13 protein-coding genes and 1 riboswitch are annotated in these 15,794 nt (G+C 34.9%); of the genes, 10 read left to right on the top strand and 3 right to left on the bottom strand.

Features of this window, described 5'->3' with window-relative positions; all coding sequences use genetic code 11:
• Positions 1–518: 518 nt before the first annotated feature.
• The 4 genes from ABS916_RS11845 (at position 519) to ABS916_RS11830 (ending at position 3,739) form a co-directional block, all read left to right on the top strand.
• Positions 519–1,256 carry a methionine ABC transporter ATP-binding protein gene (locus ABS916_RS11845; protein WP_350452097.1) on the top strand — a complete coding sequence of 246 codons (738 nt, stop codon included), beginning with the start codon at positions 519–521 and terminating at the stop codon, positions 1,254–1,256.
• Positions 1,249–1,935, top strand: coding sequence for a methionine ABC transporter permease (locus tag ABS916_RS11840; RefSeq protein ID WP_350452090.1), 687 nt, complete (start codon positions 1,249–1,251; stop codon positions 1,933–1,935). The genes ABS916_RS11845 and ABS916_RS11840 overlap by 8 nt, the downstream gene beginning before the upstream one ends.
• Positions 1,936–1,965: 30 nt before the next feature.
• Positions 1,966–2,826: a MetQ/NlpA family ABC transporter substrate-binding protein gene (locus ABS916_RS11835; RefSeq protein WP_350452089.1), complete on the top strand. Its 861-nt coding sequence runs from the start codon at positions 1,966–1,968 to the stop codon at positions 2,824–2,826.
• 319 nt (positions 2,827–3,145) lie between these two features.
• Positions 3,146–3,739 (top strand): ECF transporter S component, encoded by a 594-nt coding sequence (locus ABS916_RS11830; RefSeq protein ID WP_350452088.1) that lies wholly within the window; start codon positions 3,146–3,148, stop codon positions 3,737–3,739.
• 39 nt (positions 3,740–3,778) lie between these two features.
• On the opposite strand, the gene ABS916_RS11825 is transcribed toward ABS916_RS11830, so the two are convergent.
• Entirely contained in the window at positions 3,779–4,756 is a 978-nt protein-coding gene (locus tag ABS916_RS11825) for a diaminopimelate dehydrogenase (RefSeq protein ID WP_350452087.1), read from the bottom strand.
• 631 nt (positions 4,757–5,387) lie between these two features.
• Here ABS916_RS11825 and ABS916_RS11820 point away from each other — a divergent pair.
• The 6 genes from ABS916_RS11820 to ABS916_RS11795 all read left to right on the top strand — a co-directional run bounded on the left by ABS916_RS11820 (position 5,388) and on the right by ABS916_RS11795 (position 12,797).
• A complete protein-coding gene (locus tag ABS916_RS11820) occupies positions 5,388–6,053 on the top strand; it encodes a YrrS family protein (RefSeq protein ID WP_350452086.1) in 666 nt (221 codons plus the stop codon).
• Positions 6,054–6,209: 156 nt separating this feature from the next.
• Entirely contained in the window at positions 6,210–7,460 is a 1,251-nt protein-coding gene (locus ABS916_RS11815) for a GTPase (RefSeq protein ID WP_350452085.1), read from the top strand.
• Between the two features lie 81 nt (positions 7,461–7,541).
• A riboswitch (Lysine riboswitch) is annotated at positions 7,542–7,684 on the bottom strand.
• A gap of 295 nt (positions 7,685–7,979) precedes the next feature.
• Positions 7,980–8,666 carry a SatD family protein gene (locus tag ABS916_RS11810; RefSeq protein ID WP_350452084.1) on the top strand — a complete coding sequence of 229 codons (687 nt, stop codon included), beginning with the start codon at positions 7,980–7,982 and terminating at the stop codon, positions 8,664–8,666.
• Positions 8,667–9,413, top strand: a complete 747-nt coding sequence (locus ABS916_RS11805) for a DUF3307 domain-containing protein (protein WP_350452083.1) — start codon at positions 8,667–8,669, stop codon at positions 9,411–9,413.
• A gap of 169 nt (positions 9,414–9,582) precedes the next feature.
• On the top strand, positions 9,583–12,477 hold the full coding sequence (locus tag ABS916_RS11800; RefSeq protein WP_350452082.1) for an insulinase family protein: 2,895 nt from the start codon (positions 9,583–9,585) through the stop codon (positions 12,475–12,477).
• A gap of 20 nt (positions 12,478–12,497) precedes the next feature.
• Complete coding sequence (locus tag ABS916_RS11795) at positions 12,498–12,797, top strand: GNAT family N-acetyltransferase (RefSeq protein ID WP_350452081.1); 300 nt, start codon at positions 12,498–12,500, stop codon at positions 12,795–12,797.
• Between the two features lie 1,156 nt (positions 12,798–13,953).
• On the opposite strand, the gene ABS916_RS11790 is transcribed toward ABS916_RS11795, so the two are convergent.
• Positions 13,954–14,883, bottom strand: a complete 930-nt coding sequence (locus ABS916_RS11790) for a manganese-dependent inorganic pyrophosphatase (RefSeq protein ID WP_350452080.1) — start codon at positions 14,881–14,883, stop codon at positions 13,954–13,956.
• A 146-nt stretch (positions 14,884–15,029) separates the two neighbouring features.
• Positions 15,030–15,791: a pyruvate formate-lyase-activating protein gene (gene pflA / locus ABS916_RS11785; protein ID WP_350452079.1), complete on the bottom strand. Its 762-nt coding sequence runs from the start codon at positions 15,789–15,791 to the stop codon at positions 15,030–15,032.
• Between the last annotated feature and the right edge of the window lie 3 nt (positions 15,792–15,794).

Raw genomic sequence — 15,794 nt, 5'->3', positions numbered from 1 at the left:
GTCATCGACCATCGAGCATTATTCGTGAAGTGGACGTCGGGTCTGCTTTTTGGAGCACGTTTTAGAGTAAATATTCGTATACAGAAAATAGGCTGGGGTTTTGTCCCAGCCTATTTTTTTTATTGGACTTTTTAGCATCTAGACTGTCTAAATAATGAGAATTACTCAATAAAATGTGCTAAAGAAATAGAAATTTTAGTATTTCTAGGTTCACTACAATAAGATAGATAACATTAAAAATACTAATAAGAACAATATTGTTCTTATTTCACTCTCTTTAAGAAAAGGGAGGCCTGCAAAACGCTCTACTTCAAGTTTTACTAAATGTTCTTTTTTTATCCATTTAAAAGATTAGACCTTTTATTGCTTCTAGTTTTGAAAAAAACTATACTAATTTTTGTGTGAAAGAACAGAATGCTACTTAAGTTCTCTAGTTTAACGAGATGAAATGACTCTTGCGCTAGTTATCTATCTTAATGAACAGGAATAATTTCATAACAATAGGAGGCGTTTCTGAATTGATTGAATTAAAAGGGGTCTCAAAAGGATTCATTGGACAAAATGGTGCATTCAAAGCCGTTGATCAGGTGAGTTTGTCTATTGAAAAAAATGAACTTTTTGGTGTTATTGGAGAAAGCGGAGCAGGAAAGTCAACCCTATTGCGCTTTATTAATGCTCTAGAACAGCCGGATGAGGGACGGATAATTGTTGACAATGTAGATGTTCAGCAACTATCTAAAAAAGAATTGCGACTCTATCAAAAAAAAATTAGTATGATTTTTCAACAATTTAATTTACTCAGCAATAAAACTGTTGAAGAAAACATTCTGTTGCCTTTAGAACTATATGATTACAAACAGGCTTTACCGATTGAAACCGTATTGGATTTTGTCGGATTGAAAGATAAACGCACCAGTTACCCTGCTGAGCTTTCTGGTGGACAAAAGCAGCGTGTCGGTATCGCGCGTGCATTGATTACACGACCGACAATCCTGCTTTGTGATGAACCAACTTCTGCTTTAGACCAGGGAACAACGAAGGAAATCGTCGATGTGCTAAAAAGAGCTCATCAAGAATTCGGAATGACTGTAGTAATTGTGACGCATGAGTTAGAAGTGATTAAAGAATTATGCACACGTGCTGCAGTGATCGAAAAGGGACGATTGATTGATACTATTCAAGTAACCTGTAAAAATGAGCAGAAAATCTTTAAGTCATATCACCAACGGGCGTTGGAGGTGTTAGGTAATGTCTGATTCGTTGGAAATTTATTTGGAGCGCGTGATTGATCACGCTCCAAATTTGATAGAAAGCCTCTATGAAACCGCCATTATGATGGGATTTTCTATGGTTGCTGCTATTCTTTTAGGACTGCCTTTGGGAACCTTGCTCTTTTTAACGGCAAAAGGAAAACCAATGGAAAATAATTGGCTCTATCAATTAGCCAATATTTTTGTCAATATTATCCGTTCATTTCCCTTTTTATTATTAGTGATTGCCTTGCAGCCAGCTATTCGTCACTTCTATGGACGTGCAACCGGAGATCCAATTGCTGCATCATTTCCAATGATGCTTATTGCAATCGTACTTTATGCACGTTTTGTTGAGCAGTCCCTGCTTGATGTGCCTAAAGGCGTAATAGAAACGGCTCAGTCTATGGGTGCAACTATCCCTCAACTGGTTTGGAAATTTTTATATGTAGAAGCACGAAGTTCATTATTGATTGGGTTCACTACAGCTTTTGTTAGTTTTATTTCCTATTCTACTATTATGGGAGTTGTTGGCGGAGGGGGAATTGGAGATTTTGCGATTCGCTATGGCTATCAACGATATGAAACCGATATTATGTATACAGCAATCATCATTATTATTATTTTTGTCGTCTTAGTGCAATGGTTAGGACTAAAAATTGCGCACAAGATCGATAAGAGGTAACAAAATTTATTTTCAAAAGGAGAGAGTTTAATGATAAAAAAAGGTTTATTTTTAAGTAGTTTGGCATTAGTTCTAGCAGCATGCGGTACAGGGAATTCAGATTCAAATAGTTCATCAGAGGTTATTACTACTGATGGATCAGCTGAACAAGAAGAAATCGTCATTAAAGTAGCATCACATTTGCCACCGATGACAGACATTGTTGAAATAGCTGGAGAGGTTATTGCTGAACCCTATAAAGTGGATTTAGTCGAAGTATCCGATAATATCCAATACAATGAAGCTTTACTTAATGATGAGGTAGATGCCAACTTTGCACAGCATAAACCATTTATGGAAAAATTCAATACTGAGCGTGAAGGAAATTTGGTGGCTCTTCAAACGATTTATAATCCAGTTGTAGGTTTTTATTCACCTGTTTACGATACAATCGAAGAACTTGAAGATGGAGCTGAGGTAGCGATTCCTAGCGATGTTTCTAATGAAGCTAGAGCTTTGTCTATATTAGATCACTACGAAGTGATTACACTGGATCCTGAAATAGACAACCATGAAGCGACTGTAGAAGATATTACAGAAAATCCTAAGAATTTAACATTTACACACATTGATTTATTAAACTTAACAGGTGCATATGAAGATGGAGTAGAATTGGTCTTTAACTACCCAACTTACATTGACAGTATTGGATTGAAAACAGAAGATGCTGTTTTATTAGAAGATGATGATGACTATACCTTTGCGCTACAATTGATTGCACGTGAAGACAATCAAGATTCTGCTGAAATTCAAGCGTTGCTCGAAGCTTTTACATCTCAAGAAGTTTACGATTACTTGGATGAATTATCAAAAATCGGACATTTAGAGCCAGCATTTGAGCCAGCTAAGTAAATAAAAATAAAAAAATAGTTTTTTAATAAAATGGGAAAAGTTCCTAGATTTATGCTTCAAAAATATAAGCAAATGCTTAATTTTGAAGCTCAATACATTAGGACTTTTCTCTTTTTGTATGCGCAAAGACATTGTTTGCTTAATAAAAGAGTAATATTAACGGCAGAAATGAATAGTTAAATCATACTCAGATAGGGAATAACTCATTCTTTAAATGAGTTGAGGACTAGAGAGATTTATAATGATATTACATGCAAAATAATGTAAAATAACAGTACATACACAGAATATAGAGTTTTCCAAAGAAAGAAGGGTTAAGATGTACCAAAAAAATAGGAATGCTTATAGAACAGCTATCTTAGGTATTCTTACAGCTATTATTATTATTCAAAATTTTGTACCATTATTAGGATACATTCCTATTCCTCCCTTAAATCCTACAATCATTCATATTACGGTTATTGTAGTATCCATTACACTTGGAACAAAAGATGGGATGATCATTGGGTCTGTTTGGGGAATTACTCGTATGGTCAAAGCCTTTACAATGCCGGCTTCACCGTTTGATTATTTTTTATGGAGGAATCCCATTATTGCGATCCTTCCGCGTATCCTTGTTGGTTTTGTAGCTGGTTATACGTATAATGTCTTGAAAAAAAGAGTAGCTAAAGATTCAACAGCAATGATTATTTCTTCTATCTTAGCTTCATTAACAAATACAGTAATGGTATTAGGATTAATCTATATTATTTACGGAGAAACTTATGCTTCATTGTTAGAAGTAGACTATTCAAACCTACTAGGGGTCTTAGCGACAGTTGTCTTAACAAATGGAGTAGGTGAGGCGATAGCTGCTGCTATTATTGCACCTATTATCGCACGTCCTTTAAAGAAATTTAGTACGCAAAATTAAAAAAAGCCGTAGAAGAGGTACAATCTTCTACGGCTTTTTTTATAGCAATTCTTTTCTTAATTGTGCAGGTGATTTATCTGACAAGTAAGTCATTGGAACATCCAATACACTAAAAGCGCCAGTTTTTCCTTCTTGTTTAAACTTAACTGCAGCTCTTGCGTAAGCTACCAAGATAGAAGAAGTAAATTCAGGATTACTTTCTAATTCAAGTTGGAATTCAGCTTTTTGCTTACTTCCGGTCTCAGATTCTCCAGTTCGAATAACAAATCCACCATGAGGCATTTTCTGATGATCTTTTTCAAATTGTTCTTCATCAATAAAGTGAACAACTGTTTCATAAGGTTCAAAATAATTTGGCATAGTTTTGATCGTGTTTTCGATTTCTGCTTGATTTGCTCCTTCATCAGAAACGATGTAACAAATCCGCATATGTTTTTCTCGGGTTGTAAGTTCAGGATTTTGACCTTTACGGACTTCATCTAAAGCTTCATCAAGAGGGACAGTGTATTGAACTCCTTTATTTACTCCCGCAACACGACGAATAGCATCTGAATGTCCTTGACTAAGGCCTTTTCCCCAGAAAGTATACGTTTGTCCAACGGGTAGGACAGCTTCAAATAAAGCACGGTTAAGCGAAAACAAACCTGGATCCCAACCTACTGAGATAATGCTAACATTTTGACCACTTTTAGCAGCTAGATCCATTGCTTCGAAATAAGCTGGAATTTTACCATGGTTATCGTAACTATCAATGGTCGAAAAATGTTTTGCTAGTTCTGGCCCTTGCACTGGCAAGTCAGTGGCTGATCCGCCACATAATAGTAAAACGTCAATAGCATCTTTGTAATTTAAAATATCGTCTATACTTACTGTAGGCAAATTTGAGTCTACATCTGCAGGATTACGTCTAGTAAAGACCGCAACACCTTCCATATCGTTAAATTGATTGATTGCTAGTTCGACACCTCTGCCAATATTACCGTAGCCAACCAATCCAATTCGAATTTTTTGAGTCATTTTATTTATCTCCAATCTATAGTTGAAATGTCATCGTTCCCTCTCAGTATAATAGATATTAAGACATATTCCAACAAAGGGATCAAAAAAGAACAAACGTTTCATCTTCATTTCTTTTTTGTTTTCGCCTGTGGTATAATTTAAAGCGTAGAAAAGTTTAAGGCGGTGGCTAACTCTTGTAAAATGGGGTGATGCCAATGTTTTTTGTTTGGGCTTTCCCTAGAAAGGAAAACTCATGAGCATTTATGAAGCACTGATGTTTGCATTAGCTTTTGCAACTCTTGTTTTGAAAATCTCGTCAAACAAAAAAAAGTAACCGTCTAAGCTTTAGCGAGTAGGACGATTACTTTTGTATTATGTTCTATAGTAGCTGCCGTCTTTAACGGTTCTATTCTAAAGAGGGGTATGTTGACGCATATCTCTCTTTTCATGTATAGTTTAGCATGGTTTGTTGGCTTTTTCAAATAAAATCACTATTTTAACCTTATTACAAATAAATAAAAAAAATTAAAAACGAAACAGAATGGTAATGCTAGCTTAACGTATTTAATCCATTTCAATGGTATACTACTTAAGTAGTTTTCAAAAAATGAAAACCAAGTAAATCATTTTAAAGATTGGAGAATTAAGTATGAAGGATTCTAAAGGTAATAAAAAAAATACACGTTCAAATAAATATGATAAAGAAAGAAAAACGGTAAAAATATTAACTTTTGCAGTTGTGATCGCTGCATTGGTTGTTATCGTATTAATCATCATGTCACTTTTTAGTGGGGGAGATGAGCCACAAGAAAGTACAACTGAAAGTTCTAGCCTGATTATAAAAGACAGCTCCGAATCAACTCAAAGTGATTCTCAAAGTTCTGAAAGCAGTTCTGAAAGCAGTTCTGAATCAGAATCATCTGAAAGTGAATCGAGCGAGTCAGAAGAAAGTGAAGAATCTGAGTCAGAGTCGGTTGAAACAAATGAAACCGAACCTTCAGACGATAATGTATCAGAAGCTTACACAGGTGACTGGGAACCGGTAGCAACAGAACAACAAGGAGAACATACAACAGACTTTAACAATGGTTCTCAAGATCGTGCTGAAATCAAAAAAGCCGCTGCAGTTGCAACAGGTTTAAATGAATCAGATATGATTGAATGGTGGGTTGAAAATGGTGGGGCAGAGCAGGTAGTCGCAACTGTTTCAGATAGTAGCCAAACAAAAACGTATCGTGTTTACTTGAACTGGGTAGATGATCAAGGATGGCAACCAACGAAAGTAGAACAACTAAAAGAAAATGATAAACAATAAGAAATTTAAACGGACCTAACTGCAATTAGCTTTGTAGTTAGGTTTTTTAGTAGAGAATAAAGGGTTAAACACGTATTTATTTCTTCAGAATGGAGATAATGGTAAGATAAACCATACAGAGTTATAAGATAGTTTTTTTATAGATGGAGGGGTAATATGAAAAATTTAGATAAAAATTTTAACATGGTGCAAGATATTTTAAATAAAACTGAAGAAGAAATAAAAAAAATGACCCCCGTTAATGTGATGGTCGTTGGGAAGACTGGGGTAGGGAAGAGTACTTTAATTAATAACGTTTTTAGAGAAAATCTTGCTTTGACCGGAATTGGAAGACCGATTACAAAACATTTAAGACGTATTTCTAAAGAGGGAGTACCTTTAGTTTTATATGATACTAGGGGATTGGAATTAAGTCTTGAAGTTCAAAACGACATTAAAAATGAAATTTTTGAGACGATTAATGAAAATAAAAAATTGGGTATAAAAGAAGAAATACATTTGGCTTACTACTGTATTAATGCAAATTCATCGCGTATAGAACCCACAGAGCTTGAATTGATTAGCGAATTGAGTGAAAAAATTCCAGTAGTGATTATTTTAACTCAATCAATCGGAGAACCAGCAAAACTATTTAAAGAGTATATTGAAGCACTTAATCTGCCAATCTATGGCGTAATATCTATCATGGCTGAAGATTTTAAAGTAACTGAAGATTTTTCTGTTCCAGCATTTGGATTAAAAGAATTGATTGAAATGAGTCTCGAAATTATACCTGAAGAGGCAAAAAAAGCTTTTAATAACGCCCAACAAGTAGATATAGCAAGAAAAGCTACTGCTGCTCGTACTTGGGCGTTGAGGTACATTGCGACATCTTTCGGTGTTGGATTTTTGCCAATACCATTTTCTGACGCATCTGTTCTTGTTCCGATGCAAGTAACCTTATTGGCTCATATCACAGCTATTTTTGGTATTTCAATGGACAAATCTACCATTGCAAGTCTTGTCGCAGCAATAGGAGGGACAGGGGGAGCAACTTTAGCAGGAAGGTACATCGTTTCAAATGTGATAAAAATGATACCTGGAGCCGGTACAGTTGTTGGAGGAGTCATTAGCGGTTCAACAGCAGCAATCATCACAACAGCGCTTTCTATGAGCTATATTGAGGTATTGGCTATCATAGCTGCAGGAGAAAAAGATGGAAAATACCCAGATCTTAAAAATATTGAAGTTTTAATGAAAGAAAAATTCCAAGCACGTCTTAAAAAAGGTTCTAAAATCAATAAAAACCTTGATTTAACAACTGACTTATCAAAAGAAAACTTAGAATTAGACGATTCAAAAAAAGAGCATTTTTTAAGTAAGTTTAAAAGGTTAACCAAGCGAAAAAAATCTAAAAATGATTTATAAATAGATTTTGTCCTAAATTAAAAAAATAGCAAAAATACTTTAAAACCAAAATAATTATTTTGGTTTTTTCATTAATTATACTAATTCAGCAGTACTTTGAACTGTAATTAAAATTTGCCAAAGTATTATTACGCTTATTTAACGTAACCTCAATACAATAGTACTTCGGCAGTAATTCCTTTCAGAAAATCTTACTCTTAATCACCGCAACCTCTACATCATATTGAAAAATATTCAGTTCAACAACGATATAAACTTTACAGTATTTACGAAAAATGTAATGTATTAGAGCCTTTTTAAGAAAGTAGCCACTTTTCTCAGGTGCTAATAGGAAGAGGTAAAGTATCTGAATTTTTTACAGTTCTATGTAGTTAACATAATTTAATTATGGTTAACTACATAGAATGATTTAGCGCTAATTAATAAAGCTCCCTCTAAAGATTCAGTCTTAGATGAATTTTATATAAAGATTCATTTTGAAGTGAATCTAATGTTATAATCAAAGAAAGAGGTGATCAGATGACCAGACAAACTGTAAGGACTCCATATGCAGCCATTATAGGGGATATTAAAAACTCTCGTAAAATTGCGAATCGAAAAGAAGTACAAGAACAATTTCATTCTATTTTACAAATAATAAATGAGAAATATGCAGAGGACATTGCTTCTAATTTCATTATTACTTTAGGAGACAGTTTCCAAGGATTACTGAAAAATAAACAAGTGATTTTAAGTATTATTTTTGAAATCGAATTGGCCATGGCTCCCATTGAATTACGATTTGGCATTGGCTTAGGCAATATCAGTACAATGATCCAACGAGATAATTCTATGGAGATGGATGGCACAGCCTACCACCGAGCAAGGCAAATGATTGAAACCATTGAAAGAAATGAAAATAAATATACCACAAGCGAGACCAATATGATGATTTGTTCCGGAGAAGGCTACCAACATACAGATCAGCTATTGAATACTATTTTGTCACTGGCCACAGCATTGAAATCAAAGTGGTCTGCTAGACAAAAAGAAGTTATGTATGTTTATTTCACGCATGGAGAAAATCAATATAAGACAGCTGAAGAATTAGGAATTGGCCAATCTAGCGTTAACAAAGCTCTGAATACAGCGAAATATTATACCTATAAAACAGCTTTGATAGACGCTAGCCACTTTTTAATGCAGGATATTGAGGAGGATGAGTAGGTGAATCAAGTCGTAGGGATAGTATTATTTATCGGACATATCTTGGGAGACTTTTATTTCCAATCGTCTGAGTTAGCTAGAGAAAAGGAAGTATCTGGTAAGAAATTAGTGCTCCATTGTTTTATCTATTTGATCACTATGGTAGGGGTGATTATGCCTATTTTTAGTTGGCCTTTATTGAAAGTGGCTATAGGAGTCTCAGTGCTGCATTTCATGATTGACGGTCTAAAATTTTTGATTACGAATCACTTTTTCTTTCATAATAAGAAAGATACGTCTATCTTTCTAGTAGACCAAGGGTTACACATCCTTGTGTTACTTGCGGCAGTTGTTTCTATCACAGTATCTTCTATAGAGATTGAATATATGCCAGGATTAGAAACCTTGTCGAGCAGTTTAGGTTTGGATATGAACACTATTTTATCCTGGATACTGATTCTATTGGTGATGATCCGGCCATGCAGCATCACAATAAAAAAAGTATTGAATCACTATCGTCCAACCAATGAAGAACAAGTAGATGAGGGAATCCCAAGTGCGGGAGCATTGATAGGTATTTTTGAACGTTTCTTTATTTTGCTGATGCTGTATGCTAATCAATTTACTGCCATTGGATTTGTTCTGACAGCGAAGTCGATTGCTCGGTACAATAAAATTTCAGAAAGTCCTCAGTTTGCAGAATACTATTTACTGGGAACCTTATTGAGCACTTTGTTGATTATCGTCAGTTACTTCTTTATTTTCTGATAATGCAGCTGTAAAGAAATCAATTGTTGAGATTCACTTTTTATTGAATCATTGGGCTTTGGAATAGGTACTTAAATAATCAAGGTAGCTTTTATTCCCTTATATACTATAAACCATTAAGGACAAGGTGTAGAATAAAATCATTACGCATAAGGAAAAGGAGAATTCTATGGCATTTAAGCAAATTGAGACACAAGAGTTACCGGATATTCAATCCGTGGGAACCATTTATGAACACGTTGAGACAGGAGCTAAGGTTCTTTATCTCGCAAATGACGATTCCAATAAGGCGTTTACGATTGGGTTTAAGACGCCTCCGTATAACGATAACGGAATTGCTCATATCATAGAGCATTCAGTTTTAAATGGATCTGAAAAATACCCTTCAAAAGAACCATTTGTTGAATTAGTCAAAGGGTCATTGAATACGTTCGTCAATGCAATGACTTTTTCAGATAAGACAATTTATCCAGTTGCTTCTACTAATAAAAAAGACTTTATGCATTTAATGAGTGTTTATTTAGATGCTGTGTTCAAGCCGAACTTTTACGATAATGCACAAATATTAGCACAAGAAGGTTGGCATCATCATTTAGAGTCAGCAGAAGATAACCTGATTTATAAAGGCGTTGTTTACAATGAAATGAAAGGGGCGACAGCATCTCCTGAAAGACAAGTTCAACAGCATTTGACTCATCAGTTGTATCCCAACAGTATTTACCGTCACGAATCTGGTGGAAATCCAAAAGCCATCCCTAGTTTAACGCAAGAAGAATTTGTTGCTTTCCATCAAACGTATTACCACCCAAGTAATTCTCTGACTGTCTTATATGGAGACATAGATGAAAAAGAAACTTTTGCTGCATTAGAGGACTATTTCAGTGACGCAGGCAAACAGAGTGAAAAAGTCGACTTATCTTTTGAACCAGCTGTACCTGATAATGCTGTATTTGAAGATACTTACTCAATAACTGCAGGGGATAACCCTAAAGGAAAAGATTATTTGGCTTTAGGATGGCATGTGTCTGAACCGAATGATGTACTGGATATGTATGGACTAGAGGTTTTGGAAGAAATTTTATTTGGCAATAATCAATCACCGCTTAAAAAAGCTTTATTGGATGCGGATATAGGTGGGGACATAGTAGGTGGCGTTGCTGATTTTGGCTATCCAACGGGATTTATAATCACTGCTAAATATTCTGATGCCTCTAAGATGACTCGATTCAAAGAAGTTGTTCAAGAGACTTTAAAGCAGTTAATGACTGAAGGAATCGATGAAGGGCTGATTAATGCAGCATTGAATAAAATTACTTTTCAAACGAAAGAAGCCGCTATTTCGGAAGACAACCCACGTGGAGTCATTTATGCCATCAATGCTTATCAATCTTGGCTGTATGACAAGAGTCCTTATGTGAACTTGCAATTTTCGGGCTATTTGAAAGAACTAGGAGAATTGGCAGGTAGGGGGTATTTTGAGCAACTGATCAAAGAAAAACTAGTAAACAATCCTTTGCGTACTGCAGTGATTTTAAAAGCTGAACCTGGTAAAAGCGATCAATTTGAAGCAAAATCTCATCAGCAATTGCAAGAATATAAAGCTAATCTATCAAAAGAAGAAATCGACAAGTTGATAGCTCAAACACAAGAGTTGATCAAGCGTCAAGAAGCGCCGGATAAACCGGAAGATTTAGCAAAGATTCCAACATTGACAAAAGAAGATTTAAGCACACAGGTAGAAGAGTATCCACTAACAGATATTCCTTTTAATGAAGGAACTCGTTTTTATCAGGCTGAACAATTCACTTCTGGCATTGACTACCTTAGTTTGTACATTGATTTGAAAGATGTTGCAGCTGAAGAATATCAGTGGTTGAGTTTATTGAGTCATCTGCTTGGTAAGCTAGCCACTGAGAAATATGATGTCGCAACTTTGCAACGTCAAAAAGATCTGTACACAGGCGGCATTTACGGAAAGATAGACATTTATGAAGATAAAGCAGGACAGTTGCAGCCTTATTTTATTTTACGCGGAAAATCTTTGGAGTCTTCTTTTGAAGAGTTGGTCACATTAATGCAAGAAATCATGTGCCACACGCAATTTGAAAATAAAGATGAGATTTTGAAAATCACTCAACAGCTGATTTCTAATTTCGAACGACGCATTAATTCCAGTTCCCATGTTCTAGCTGCAAATCGGGCATTGAGTCAAGTAAAATCTTCGGCCAAATTAAATGAACTGATTAGCGGAATGGATCAATTCCATTTTTTGAAAGACATTCGTGCTGATTTGCAATCCGATAAGTCAAAAGAGGTAACAGAGCGTATCATGCAGACAGTAAACGGTTTGCTGAATAAAAGTCGCTTAAACATATTATATGTCGGTGAGAAAAATCGAGGAGTACTGGTCAAAGAAAAATTACAAGCAGCATTCTCTGAGTTGCCTAGTGCTGAATTAGGTGAACTAGCCGTCATTAAGCCGGGTGCAAAGCAACATGAAGCTTATGTCACTGCTCAAGACGTGAACTATGTAGCTGTTGCTTCAAATGCCAACGATAAATTTGACTACACTGGTGCAGCAAAAGTATTGGCAACAGCTATTCGCTACAGTTACTTGTGGAATGAGATCCGTGTCAAAGGTGGTGCTTATGGTTCGCTTTATAACCATCAACGAACTGGTCAGTTTGCCTTGAGTTCTTATCGTGACCCCAACATCCGTAAAACGTTGGAAACTTATAAAGGTTTGCCTAACTATGTAGCACAAATGGAGTTGTCTGAAAGCGAATTATTAAAATACATTATTGGCACGATCAGTCCCATGGAACAGCCGAAATCAGCTTTCAGCAAAGGTTTAACCGCATTCAGTCGTCTAAAGACAGCCGTGACTCATGAAGAGTTGGTTTATTTGAAGGAAGAGATTCTAGCAGTTGATTCAACCGCTTTACAGATGCTTAATAAGGACCTAGACAGCGTATTGAAAGAGAGCTCGGTAGTCGTAATAGGGAATAAGGGCCAAATCGAAACTGAAAAAGACTTGTTTGATAAGGTATACGAACTGTATTAATAAAAGAGAGAATGAGTGTATTGGATAATAATTTTAAAAAAAAAGGAACAGCTTTTGTTTTAAACAATGAAGAAGGCGATAAAATTGCTGAAATCCACTACAAAGATACAAATGAAGACTATGTCATTGCCGACCATACATTAGTAGATAAAAGTTTAAGAGGTCATGGAATCGCCGAACAGTTATTGGACAAATTAGTTACTGAAATGGAAAAGGAAAATAAAACGATTTACGCTACTTGTTCATTTGTTGTTTGGAAGTTTCAAGAGAACTCGGATAAATATGATCATATTAATTACGAGAAACACAAACAAGCATAAATGTAGGGGGGAAGAGAGGGGAGAATGTTATTTCTCCTCTCTTTTTTACGTCGAATAATAGGAGAGAGCATCACTAATTAAGATGTCTCGGTTTTCATTGTGATAAAATAAAAGACAAGGAGGAATGGGGCATTACTAACAGAATCGCTTCACCATATTGAGCTCTACGTATCCGACTTAAGCAAAACGGTAACGTTTTGGGGCTGGTTTCTGGAAGATTTAGGCTACGTACCTTTTCAAGATTGGAAAAACGGGCGAAGTTAGAAATTAAAGGATACTGATATCGTTTTTGTACAAACAGAAGACCGATTTTTAGATATTCCATATCATCGTAGTAGAGTCGGTCTTAATCATTTGGCTTTCCATGCAGAATCACAGCATCTGGTCGATGAAATGACGAAAAAAATAGAAGAAAAAGGCATTACAATTCTTTAATCTGAAAAACACCCATTTGCAGGAGGAACAAATTATTATGCCGTTTTCTTTGAAGATCCAGACAGGATTAATTTAAAGTTGGTATCTCCTGAATATAAAGCCATAAAGACCGCTAAAAACAAATTCTAACAGATTAAGCTAGATAATCTTATCCAAAGAATTATTAGCTGTTTTAATATTTCTTGAAGCACATAAATATATCAAAAATTAATTTCAATATTAAAACATAAAACTAAGTCAGTAAGTTATAAAAAGATTTAAAACTACAGGAATTAGTCAGTAGCTAAATTGAAGTAAATTTAAATCTGTTTAGCGTAAATTTGTTTATCCAAATATTATAAAAAACCATAGAATTCATTTTTTAGACTAAAATAAATTCGGATGATATAAAAAGGAATGGTTATGACTAAAAGAGAGAAGAACCAGAATTAGTGACCTGTTAATCAGTTTGCAAATTTTATCTTTTTTCTAGTTTACATAATATGTATTATACAAAGTAGTTGTATTGTTCTAATTTAGGATTTCTCGTTTTTTCGTGTCGATTTTGAGTACTTTTAAGATCAATTAGCATTCTTTTGTTGATCATTGTCCGTTAATTGCTTTTAAATGACTTTTAGTTCTTATTCTTTCAATACACAAACCGTTTAAGTCTTATTTTTCCTTTATAAAACAAAAAAAGCTAATTCACAACTAAATTAGTCATGAATTAGCTTTTCTTTTATTAGTTTGTTAATGCTTCAGTTAATTGTGGCACAACTTGTTTCTTTCTAGAAACTACGCCTTTTAATAAAGCGCGATTATTTTCTAATGTCACATTAAAAGCTTCTTCTACTGCGTTGATTGGATTTCCTAATGCTAAGACCACAGAATCACTGTCTAAGATGTTTGTAACGACTAACACGAATAAATCATAATTTTTAGAATGATTTTCGTTTAACATTTCTTTTTCTAATTCAGTTTGTATAGAAAGTACGTCATTAACGTCTACAACGTTGATTTGTGCAATACGGACATTTTTATCACCCATAGGGAAACTTTTCGCATCCATATCTAATAATTCTGCTGCTGATTTATCACTTAGGTTTGTTCCAGCTTTTAACATTTCTAAGCCATATGAATCAATGTCAACATCAGCAATAACTGCAAGTTCTTTTGCAATAGAAATATCTTCATCTGTACATGTTGGTGATTTGAATAATAACGTATCTGAAACAATGGCAGATAACATTAATCCAGCGATTTCTTTAGGGATCGTGACGTCTTTTTCTTTAAATAATTTAGCAATGATTGTATTTGTACATCCTACAGGTTCTGCACGATAATACAATGGATTTCCTGTTTCGAAATTAGCAATACGGTGATGATCAACGACAGATAAAACTTCCACATCCGCAATATCTTTTACGCTTTGTTGGAATTCATTGTGATCTACCAGCATAACCTTGTCTGTTTCATTTGCAACTGTCTCTACAACACGTGGAGCATCAACTTTAAAGTGATCTAAAGCATATTGTGTCTCCTCGCCTACTTCTCCTAATGCAACGGCTTCTGCTTCAAAACCTAGTTGTTTTTGCAGGTAAGCAAATGAAATGGCAGATGTAATCGCATCTGTATCTGGATTTTTATGACCAAAAACTAAAACTTTACTCATATTATTATCTCTCCTTTAAACTATAACTAACACTAAAATTTTATCTCAAATGAGCGAGTTTAGCTAGTATTATGTTAATTTTCATAAAAAAATGGAAAAAGAAGAAATAAAACTGAAAAGCATCAGCCTATTTCTTCTCTTTGTCTCTATAGTGTTTGATAGCCTGTGTACTCGTGCACACGTAGTAGTCGATTCGCATTTTCTACACGTTCAAGTGTTGGTGGTTCAATATCTTTTAATTTATATGGAATATTTAAAGCAGCATATTTATAAACACCAAGTTTATGGTAAGGTAATATTTCAACCTTATAGACATTTCCCAAAGAATGAATAAATTCGCTTAAACGGATCAAGTCATCATCATCATCTGAACGCTCAGGTACCAATACATGACGAATCCAAACCGGTTTATTTATTTCTGATAAATAACTAGACATATTTAAAATATTTTCATTGCCGTGCATCGTTAAACGTTTATGCTTTTCATTGTCAATGTGTTTGATATCAAATAAAAGCAAATCTGTATACTTCATCAGTTCTTCAAAACGACTAAAAAAAGGTTCATCATAGGTGAACGGTTGCCCACAAGTATCTAAAGTTGTGTGTATCCCCTCTTCTTTGGCCTTTCTAAAGTACTCAATAAGAAAATCGATATGCAAGAGCGGCTCTCCTCCACTTACAGTGATACCACCCTTTTTGCCCCAATAATCTTTATAGGATAAAGCTTCTTCTAGTAATTGATCTGCTGTATAAGGTGTTCCGCCTCCCATGTTCCATGTATCAGGATTATGGCAGAACTCGCACCTCATACGACATCCTTGCATAAAGGTTACAAAACGAATACCTGGTCCATCAACCGATCCAAAACTCTCAGTTGAATGTACGTACCCAATTGCTGGCTCAGTCATGTC

This window comes from Carnobacterium sp. (assembly GCF_040274945.1).
Classification (GTDB): domain Bacteria; phylum Bacillota; class Bacilli; order Lactobacillales; family Carnobacteriaceae; genus Carnobacterium_B.
Note: the sequence above shows the minus strand (reverse complement) of the source record. Positions and strands in the feature narration are given on the sequence as shown.

What these genes read in the sequence shown, in the direction of transcription:
- ABS916_RS11820 (WP_350452086.1), top strand. Translation starts at nt 5,388, where the DNA reads ATGAAGGATTCTAAAGGTAATAAAAAAAATACACGTTCAAATAAATAT.
- ABS916_RS11835 (WP_350452089.1), top strand. Translation starts at nt 1,966, where the DNA reads ATGATAAAAAAAGGTTTATTTTTAAGTAGTTTGGCATTAGTTCTAGCA.
- ABS916_RS11800 (WP_350452082.1), top strand. Translation starts at nt 9,583, where the DNA reads ATGGCATTTAAGCAAATTGAGACACAAGAGTTACCGGATATTCAATCC.
- pflA (WP_350452079.1), bottom strand. Translation starts at nt 15,791, where the DNA reads ATGACTGAGCCAGCAATTGGGTACGTACATTCAACTGAGAGTTTTGGA.
- ABS916_RS11825 (WP_350452087.1), bottom strand. Translation starts at nt 4,756, where the DNA reads ATGACTCAAAAAATTCGAATTGGATTGGTTGGCTACGGTAATATTGGC.
- ABS916_RS11830 (WP_350452088.1), top strand. Translation starts at nt 3,146, where the DNA reads ATGTACCAAAAAAATAGGAATGCTTATAGAACAGCTATCTTAGGTATT.
- ABS916_RS11840 (WP_350452090.1), top strand. Translation starts at nt 1,249, where the DNA reads ATGTCTGATTCGTTGGAAATTTATTTGGAGCGCGTGATTGATCACGCT.
- ABS916_RS11815 (WP_350452085.1), top strand. Translation starts at nt 6,210, where the DNA reads ATGAAAAATTTAGATAAAAATTTTAACATGGTGCAAGATATTTTAAAT.
- ABS916_RS11790 (WP_350452080.1), bottom strand. Translation starts at nt 14,883, where the DNA reads ATGAGTAAAGTTTTAGTTTTTGGTCATAAAAATCCAGATACAGATGCG.
- ABS916_RS11810 (WP_350452084.1), top strand. Translation starts at nt 7,980, where the DNA reads ATGACCAGACAAACTGTAAGGACTCCATATGCAGCCATTATAGGGGAT.